This window comes from Curvibacter sp. GW821-FHT01G03 (assembly GCF_059422285.1).
The window spans coordinates 1-639 of sequence record NZ_JBWKWP010000058.1; the positions used below are offsets into that span (position 1 = coordinate 1).

The following is a 639-nucleotide window of genomic DNA, read 5'->3' on the forward strand; positions in this document are numbered from 1 at the left end:
CCGCCCACCGCCGTGCCCCCCAGGCTGGCCGTGATGGCATACGTGCCGGCCACCGTGGCCGTCAGCGTGACCGAGCACACGCCCGCCGTGGTGCTGCAACTGCTGGCACTCAGACTGGCCCCGGCCGCCGGGGCACTGAAACTGAAGGTACTGACACTGGTGGTGTTCAGGTTGCCCTGGGCATCGTAGGCGCTGGCCGTGATCGTGTAGGCATCGGTGCCATTGGCGGTCTTGGGGCCGGCGCTGATCGCCACCCGCGAGCTGGCCGCCGTGGCCGCACCGGCCACAAACACGCCCGTGACCGGGTTGGTCCCGCCCACCGCCGTGCCGCCCAGGCTGGCCGTGATGGCGTAACTGCCCGCCACCGTGGCCGTCAGCGTGACCGAGCAGGTGCCCGCGCCGGGGCCGCTGGCGGCGCTCACACAGCTGCTGGCGCTGAGGCTGGCCCCGGCGGGTGCCGGGCTGAAGTTGAAGGTGGTCGCGGTGGTGTTGCCCAGGTTGCCCTGGGCATCGTAGGCACTGGCCGTGATCGTGTAACTGTCCACCCCATTGGCCAGCTTGGGGCCCGCGCTGATGCTGACCCGCGACGCACTGGCCACCGGTTCACCCGGCTCAAAGCGGGCCTGCACCGGGTTGGTT

Annotated in this window: 1 protein-coding gene; it reads right to left on the minus strand. The window is 71.2% G+C overall.

Features of this window, described 5'->3' with window-relative positions; all coding sequences use genetic code 11:
• Positions 1-639: Ig-like domain-containing protein (locus tag AC07VS_RS28800; RefSeq protein ID WP_494752692.1), on the minus strand; the 639-nt coding region annotated here is incomplete at both ends.